Raw genomic sequence first — 833 nt, forward strand, 5'->3', positions numbered from 1 at the left:
AAGGCCGGGTTGCCGGCGCTGGCGATCCACGGCAACAAGAGCCAGTCGGCGCGGCAGAAGGCGCTGGATGCGTTCAAGTCCGGGCGCACCCGCATCCTGGTCGCCACCGACGTCGCCGCGCGCGGGCCGAACCCGGCACGGGTACGCCGCGTGCGAATTCCACTCTCAAGACCGAATGCCACTTGCCGCCGCTCGACGCGCCACCGGCCGAGATGACGCGCCGGATCGCGGCCGAAGCGTTGATCGAAGCAAGAAAAAACGCCGGCGCGGGCCGGCGTTTCCGTTGGCTGAGGTCAGGCCGCGCTGCGCCGCCGGCGACGCGGCGGTGCCGCGCCGGCATGCGTCTTCGCCCCCGCCTCCTGCGGCTTGCCGTGCGGACGATGCGACGGCTTGGCCGCCTGGCCCCCGCCACGCGGCTTTCGCGGCGGCCGCTGGCCGGCCGGCTTGCCGCCGCGCGAGGGTTTCGGCATGGGCACGTCGAGGCGCAGCGGACGATCCAGCTCGTAGCCCGGCACGTTCTCGATCGTGATGTCGCGTTTCAGCAGCTTTTGAATCTGCCGCAGCAGCGCGCCTTCGTCCGGCGAGACCAGCGAGATCGCCTCGCCACTCATGCCGTTGCGGCCGGTACGGCCGATCCGGTGCACGTAATCCTCGGCCACCATCGGCAGATCGTGATTGATGACCAGGGGCAGCGCCGGGATGTCCAGCCCGCGCGCGGCGACGTCGGTGGCGACCAGGATGCGGGTGCGCCCGGACTTGAACGCATCCAGCGCCTTCTGCCGCGCCGACTGGCTCTTGTTGCCGTGGATCGCCAGCGCCGGCAACCCGGCCTT

Annotated in this window: 1 protein-coding gene and 1 pseudogene; one reads left to right on the plus strand and one right to left on the minus strand. The window is 71.3% G+C overall.

The genetic code is table 11. The annotated features are described in order from the left end of the window. Positions 1-153: pseudogene (locus EBB59_RS13320) on the plus strand (helicase-related protein); the annotation flags it as partial. A gap of 140 nt (positions 154-293) precedes the next feature. Here the strand turns inward: EBB59_RS13320 and EBB59_RS13325 are convergent. Continuing rightward, the coding region (locus EBB59_RS13325) for a helicase-related protein (RefSeq protein ID WP_281273255.1) at positions 294-833 on the minus strand (540 nt) is incomplete at its 5' end.

Origin of the sequence: Solilutibacter pythonis, assembly GCF_003697345.1 — a bacterium.
GTDB classification, from domain to species: Bacteria; Pseudomonadota; Gammaproteobacteria; order Xanthomonadales; family Xanthomonadaceae; genus Solilutibacter; species Solilutibacter pythonis.